The sequence below is a fragment of the Pseudomonas sp. P5_A2_2 genome (assembly GCF_054177685.1).
Genome location: NZ_JBGCUL010000223.1, coordinates 1 through 6,162, shown reverse-complemented (window position 1 = coordinate 6,162; position 6,162 = coordinate 1). Strand labels below are relative to the sequence as shown.

Sequence of the window (6,162 nt, the reverse complement as noted above, 5' to 3'; positions counted from 1 at the left end):
GCTTCGCCGAATTCTCCGCGGCGAAAATCCGCGACACCTTCAAGGTGTTGTTGCAGATGGCGATCGTGATGACTTTTGCCGCCGGCTGCCCCGTGGTCAAGGTCGGGCGCATGGCCGGGCAGTTCGCCAAGCCCCGCTCGGCCAACGACGAAACCATCGATGGCGTGACCCTGCCCGCCTACCGTGGCGACATCGTCAACGGCATCGGTTTCGACGAAAAAAGCCGCGTACCGGACCCGGAGCGCCTGTTGCAGTCCTATCACCAGTCCACTGCCACCCTGAACCTGTTGCGCGCGTTCGCCCAGGGCGGTTTTGCCGACCTGCATCAGGTGCACAAGTGGAACCTGGACTTCATTGCCAACTCGGCACTGGCAGAAAAGTACAGCCACCTGGCCGACCGCATCGATGAAACCCTGTCGTTCATGCGTGCCTGCGGCATGGACAGTTCGCCGCAGTTGCGCGAAACCAGTTTCTTCACCGCCCACGAAGCGCTGCTGCTGAACTACGAAGAAGCTTTCGTGCGTCGCGACAGCCTGACCAACGATTACTACGATTGCTCGGCCCACATGCTGTGGATCGGCGACCGTACGCGCCAGCTCGACGGCGCCCACGTCGAATTCCTGCGTGGGGTGAACAACCCGATCGGGGTCAAGGTTGGCCCGAGCATGAACCCCGACGACCTGATTCGTTTGATCGACGTGCTCAACCCGGACAACGACCCGGGTCGCCTGAACCTGATCGCGCGGATGGGCGCGAACAAGGTCGGCGATCACTTGCCGCACCTGATCCGCGCCGTCCAGCGGGAAGGCAAGCAGGTGCTGTGGAGTTCCGACCCGATGCACGGCAACACGATCAAGGCCAGCAGCGGCTACAAGACCCGCGACTTCGCGCAGATCCTTGGCGAGGTGAAGCAGTTCTTCCAGGTGCACGAAGCCGAAGGCAGTTATGCCGGTGGTATCCATATCGAAATGACCGGGCAGAACGTGACCGAGTGCATCGGTGGTGCGCGGCCGATTACCGAGGATGGTTTGTCGGATCGTTACCACACCCATTGCGACCCACGGATGAATGCCGATCAGTCGCTGGAGCTGGCGTTTTTGATTGCAGAGACTCTGAAGCAGGTTCGGCGCTAAACCCCGTCGCCCCCATCGTCGGAACGCCGCCCGGAGCAAGCTCGCTCCCACAGGATCCGCGCCGCACACAAAATCTGTGAGCGACGCGGTCAATGTGGGAGCGAGCTTGCTCGCGATGGCGTCAGATCAAGCACCGCCAATTTGTGAGAATGCCACCCGCAACCTTGCCGCACTCGCCCGCGGGCAATTCAACTGAACCTGTGCCAGCCCCAGCCAATCCGCCATCTGCCGCAGATTGACCGCCAACGCCAGCATCCCCTCCTCATCCAGCCCCGCTTCCTCTTCATGCACCGCATACACGGCCAAACGGCCCGCCGCCCGTTCGGCGCGCAGGTCTACCCGTGCGGCAATCCGCTCGTTGTGCAAAAACGGCAGGACGTAATAGCCGTACACCCGCTTGTCCTGCGGCGTGTAGATCTCCAATCGATAGCGGAAATCAAACAGCCGCTCAGTCCGGCTGCGCTCCCAGACCAGCGAATCGAACGGCGAGAGCAATGCACTCGCGACGACTTTGCGCGGCACTTTTGGCTCGGGCAGACAATAGGCCGGTTGTCGCCAGCCCTGGACTTCGCAGGTCAGCAATTCACCGGCCTCGACCAACTCGGCCAAACGGGGACGACTGTCCACAGGGTTCAAGCGGAAATAGTCACGCAAGTCCTTCTCCGTTCCCACACCCAAGGCCGTTGCCGCATGCCGCAACAGGCCGCGCTGGGCTTCGTCTTCGCTCAGAATAGGTTGTGCAAGCACCGCCGAGGGAATAACCCGTTCCGGCAAATCGTAGAGCCTTTCGAATCCGCGTCGGCCGGCAACGGTCACTTCACYGGCAGCGAACAACCACTCCAGCGCATGCTTTTCCGCGCTCCAGTCCCACCAGGGGCCGGCCCGTTCCTGACGGGTCGACAGGCTCCCGGCGCCTAGCGCGCCCTGCTCCTCAACCGAAGCCAACACCCGACGAATCGTGTCTTGCTGTTCACGGCCAAAGCGCGCCAATTRCTGATAAATGTCTTCGCCACGGCTCGCACGCTGCATGCGCCAACGCATCAACGGGTACATGGAAAGTGGCAACAACGAAGCTTCATGCCCCCAATATTCGAACAACGTGCGTCGACGGCCCTGACTCCAGGCAGCCTGGTCGAGCAGATCGGAGGAGTAGTTACCGAGGCGGGAAAACAGCGGAAGGTAGTGCGAACGCACCAATGCATTGACCGAATCGATCTGCAAAATGCCCAGCCGTTCGATCAGGCGATTGAGCGCAGCTGCCTTGATCGCCGCTGGCGGCTGCCGCCCGTTGAACCCTTGGGCGGCCAGCGCCAGACGCCGAGCCTGTTTGAGGGTAAAGGACAATGTTGCGGGCATGGGCGTCTCCTTGTCTGCTCGCAACCTACCTCACCGGTAAGGGGTTTGTGTAGCTTGGGACTCATCATTTATGCATCGGGTCATTCCAGAACGGTTTGATCGACTCGTTCTCCACATCCGCACGGCTCATGCCGATGTCCTTGAGTGCTTCGTCGCTCAAGCTCGCCAGCAGTTCGCGCTCGCGATGCAGTTCGTACCAGCGGCTGACCTTGTGCAGCAGATCGGATATCACGTGAATCGAGTGTTTTTCTGCACCGTGGAATTCATGTTGACCTTTCATCTTGTTGCCCTCCGTTTGGATGGCTCCAGTCTCGCGCCGGGTCTAAGATCAATCCAACGAATGTTTCTGATGTCACATATCTCGGAGATTGATGGATGTCTGCCTACCCGAGTATCGATACCGAAGTGTTGCGCACCTTCGTCGCCATCGCCGACCAGGGCGGCTTTACCCGCGCCGGTGAAATGGTCAACCGTACCCAGTCGGCCGTCAGCATGCAGATGAAACGGCTGGAAGAAGATGTGCTGCAGCGCCAGTTGTTCCAGCGCGACGGGCGGCAGGTGCGGCTGACGGCCGAAGGCCAGGTGTTGCTGGGCTATGCGCGGCGGATCCTCAAGCTGCACAGCGAAGTGTTCAACACCCTGCGCGAACCCGATATGGTCGGCACTGTGCGCATCGGCACGCCGGACGATTATGTGATGCGGTTCCTCCCGGGGATTCTGCGCCGTTTTGCCCAGTCCTACCCGCTGATTCAGATAGAAGTGCACTGCGAATCATCCAAACAACTGCTGATGCGCCAGGACCTGGACCTGTCCATCGTGACCCGCGAACCGGGCAGCGAAATCGGCCAGTTGTTGCGCAAGGAGCGTTTTGTCTGGGCCGAGGCGCAATGCTACAGCGCCCACGAGCAGACGCCGCTGCCGCTGGCGATGTTCAACAGTGATTGCTTCTGCCGCCTGTGGGCCTGCAATGCCCTGGATGCCCAGGGGCGCGATTACCGGGTGGCGTACAACAGCGACAGCCTGTCGGCGATCATGGCCGTGGTCAGCGCCGGCCTGGCCGTCACGGCGCAGCTTGAAAGCCTGATTACCGCGGACATGCGCATCCTCGGTGCAGCCGAGGATCTGCCGCTGCTGCCCGAGGCCAGCATCATGCTCGTGCGCAACCTGCATAACCCGTCACCGATCACCGAGTGCCTGGCCGAGCACATAATTGAAGGCTTCAAACCTTGAAGGCGAGCATCACCGCACAGAACACCAGGAACCCGCAAAACAGCCCGCGCAGCAGCCGCTCCGGCAATGCGTGGGCAACCTTCACGCCCCAACTGATGCTCATCAGCCCGCCGACCGCCAAGGGTAAGCCGATCACCCAGTTGACCTGATGGTGCACGGCGTAAGTCACCAGCGTCACCCCGGTACTCGGCAAGGCCAGCGCCAACGATAACCCCTGCGCAACCACTTGGCTGGTGCCGAACAGACTGGTCAGCACCGGGGTCGCCACCACCGCGCCCCCAACACCGAACAACCCGCCCATAGTGCCGGATGCAGCGCCGAGCACGCCCAACCAAGGCCATGAATAGTTCATCTGCGAAGCCGGCGCAGCGCTGGCGGCGAACATGCGAAGCAAGTTGTACGCCGACAGAGCGATCAGAAACGCGACAAAGCCTATACGCATGGTTTGCGCATCAATGCCCACCGCCCAGATCGATCCGAGCCAGGCGAAGCAAAACCCCATGATGGCCAGCGGTAACGCGTTGCGCAGTTCGATCCGGTTGCGCTGATGATAACGCCACAGCGCCAGCATCACGTTCGGCACCACCATCACCAGCGCTGTGCCCTGGGCAATCTGCTGGTCGAGCCCGAACAGCACGCCCAGCAGCGGAATGGCGATCAGGCCGCCGCCGATGCCAAACAACCCGCCGAGCGTACCCAGGGCAGCACCGAAGACCAGATACATCAGAAACTCAATCACGGGCGATTTCTCCTCACGTCATGCGACTGATCCTACGCAGTTGCTTCTGGCGCGGAAACGCACAGCGACGCACAATAGCTGTGCCAAATTCGCACAAGCGCAAATCTGCCATGAACCCCAATCAACTGACCGACCAACTGGCTTTGTTCCTCGATGTGCTGGAAACCGGCAGTTTTTCCGCCGCCTCGCGCCGTCATCCGCTGACCCCTTCGGCCGTGGCACGGCGTATCGACAGCCTGGAAAACGCGGTCGGCAGTCAGTTGTTCATMCGCAGCACGCATGCGGTACGTGCCACCCCGGCGGGATTGGCCTTTGCCGAGCGGGCACGGCGGATCGTTGCCGAGTTGCGCCTGGCCCGGGCCGAGGCGGTGTCCCTGAGCAGCGCGCCGGAAGGTCTGATTCGTATCGATGCGCCGGCAGCCTTTGGGCGCCGGCACCTGGCACCGGTGATTGCCGATTTCCTCATGCTCTATCCCGGGCTCGATGTGCAACTGCACCTGATCGACAGTTTCGTCGACATGCAGGGCCAGAACCTCGGCAAGGTCGATCTGGTGCTGCGCGCCGGGCAATTGGCCGACACCCGACTGGTGGCCACGCCGCTGGCGAGCATCGTGCGCATCGCCTGCGCCAGCCCTGATTATTTGCGGTGTCGCGGCGTGCCCACCGATCCATCACAACTGATTGAACATGACGGACTCGATTGGGATGGTCTGGCCCCRCTGTTCGCCTGGCGCTTCGAGCGGAATGGGCAAATGCAACTACACCGGCCGGCGCGGGTCCGCATGAGCGCCAACAATGCCGAGGCGCTGGTCTGCGGCGCGCTGGCCGGCCTCGGGATTGCGCATCTGCCGACCTGGCTGGCCAGCGAGTACCTGTTGCGCGGTGAGTTGCTGCCGTTGTTCTGCGACAGCGGTCTGCCGAAACCGGAAAGCGCCGGTATCTATGCCTTGCGCCTGGAACAACAACCCAACTCCCGCAGTCGCTTGTTGCTGGAGTACCTGAAGACCCGCTTCAGCCCGGTTCCACCCTGGGATCTGGTACTGCAAACCCATTTGCAACGGCACTGATCAAAATTATCTGGCGCATTAAAGATTCGCCCGCTAGATTCCTAAGATCACAGATCAAGGCTCCGACATGAACACCGAGCGCAACACCCCGGATAACTGCGACAACCTGTTGCTGGACAATCAGGCCTGTTTTGCCCTGCATTCCACTTCGCTGATGATGACCAAGGTCTACAAACCCCTGCTGCAAGCGCTGGGGCTGACCTACCCGCAATACCTGGCGATGATGGTGTTGTGGGAACGGGACGGTTTGACCGTAGGCGAAATCAGCACGCGGTTGCTGACCGACCCTGGCTCGTTGACGCCGCTGCTCAAGCGCCTGGAAGCCGAAGGCTTGCTCAGCCGCACCCGCAGCCGCGAGGACGAGCGGGTGGTAATCGTCGAACTCACCGAGCAGGGCCGAGCCTTGCGCGACAAAGCCCGGGATATTCCCCAGTGCATCCTCGGCGCCAGCGGAATGACACTGGAGCGCCTGCAAAACCTGCAAGCGGAGCTGCAAGAGTTGCGTCGCCACCTGCAAGACAGCCTCTAGCCGCCAACCCACCACAAATCCCCCTGTGGGAGCGAGCTTGCTCCGGGCGGCGATCCGACGATTGCAGTGTCACATTCAGCAATGATGCTGACTGACACACCGCCATCG

7 protein-coding genes are annotated in these 6,162 nt (G+C 61.4%); 4 read left to right on the top strand and 3 right to left on the bottom strand.

Translation table 11 applies throughout. The annotated features are described in order from the left end of the window. On the top strand, window positions 1-1,133 hold a 1,133-nt coding region (locus ACXRVY_RS14600; RefSeq protein WP_458237643.1), incomplete at its 5' end, for a class II 3-deoxy-7-phosphoheptulonate synthase. A 126-nt stretch (window positions 1,134-1,259) separates the two neighbouring features. Here the strand turns inward: ACXRVY_RS14600 and ACXRVY_RS14595 are convergent. Further along, entirely contained in the window at window positions 1,260-2,489 is a 1,230-nt protein-coding gene (locus tag ACXRVY_RS14595; RefSeq protein WP_458237642.1) for a winged helix-turn-helix domain-containing protein, read from the bottom strand. Window positions 2,490-2,553: 64 nt separating this feature from the next. Next, window positions 2,554-2,769, bottom strand: a complete 216-nt coding sequence (locus ACXRVY_RS14590; RefSeq protein ID WP_204934808.1) for a DUF1127 domain-containing protein — start codon at window positions 2,767-2,769, stop codon at window positions 2,554-2,556. A gap of 95 nt (window positions 2,770-2,864) precedes the next feature. Between ACXRVY_RS14590 and ACXRVY_RS14585 the strand changes: the two genes are divergently transcribed. Beyond that, the gene (locus tag ACXRVY_RS14585; RefSeq protein WP_223463744.1) at window positions 2,865-3,719 is read left to right on the top strand and encodes a LysR substrate-binding domain-containing protein; all 855 of its coding nucleotides are present in this window, start codon (window positions 2,865-2,867) and stop codon (window positions 3,717-3,719) included. Here the strand turns inward: ACXRVY_RS14585 and ACXRVY_RS14580 are convergent. Continuing rightward, on the bottom strand, window positions 3,709-4,458 hold the full coding sequence (locus tag ACXRVY_RS14580) for a sulfite exporter TauE/SafE family protein (RefSeq protein ID WP_223463743.1): 750 nt from the start codon (window positions 4,456-4,458) through the stop codon (window positions 3,709-3,711). The two genes, ACXRVY_RS14585 and ACXRVY_RS14580, sit on opposite strands and share 11 nt — an antisense overlap. 110 nt (window positions 4,459-4,568) lie before the next feature. On the opposite strand from ACXRVY_RS14580, the gene ACXRVY_RS14575 reads away from it, so the two are divergent. After that, window positions 4,569-5,525, top strand: a complete 957-nt coding sequence (locus tag ACXRVY_RS14575) for a LysR family transcriptional regulator (RefSeq protein WP_223463742.1) — start codon at window positions 4,569-4,571, stop codon at window positions 5,523-5,525. 67 nt (window positions 5,526-5,592) lie between these two features. Beyond that, a complete protein-coding gene (locus ACXRVY_RS14570; RefSeq protein WP_223463741.1) occupies window positions 5,593-6,054 on the top strand; it encodes a MarR family winged helix-turn-helix transcriptional regulator in 462 nt (153 codons plus the stop codon). Window positions 6,055-6,162 lie beyond the last annotated feature (108 nt).

Coding starts and splice junctions, on each gene's coding strand:
- ACXRVY_RS14590 (WP_204934808.1), bottom strand. CDS start 2,769: ATGAAAGGTCAACATGAATTCCACGGTGCAGAAAAACACTCGATTCAC.
- ACXRVY_RS14585 (WP_223463744.1), top strand. CDS start 2,865: ATGTCTGCCTACCCGAGTATCGATACCGAAGTGTTGCGCACCTTCGTC.
- ACXRVY_RS14570 (WP_223463741.1), top strand. CDS start 5,593: ATGAACACCGAGCGCAACACCCCGGATAACTGCGACAACCTGTTGCTG.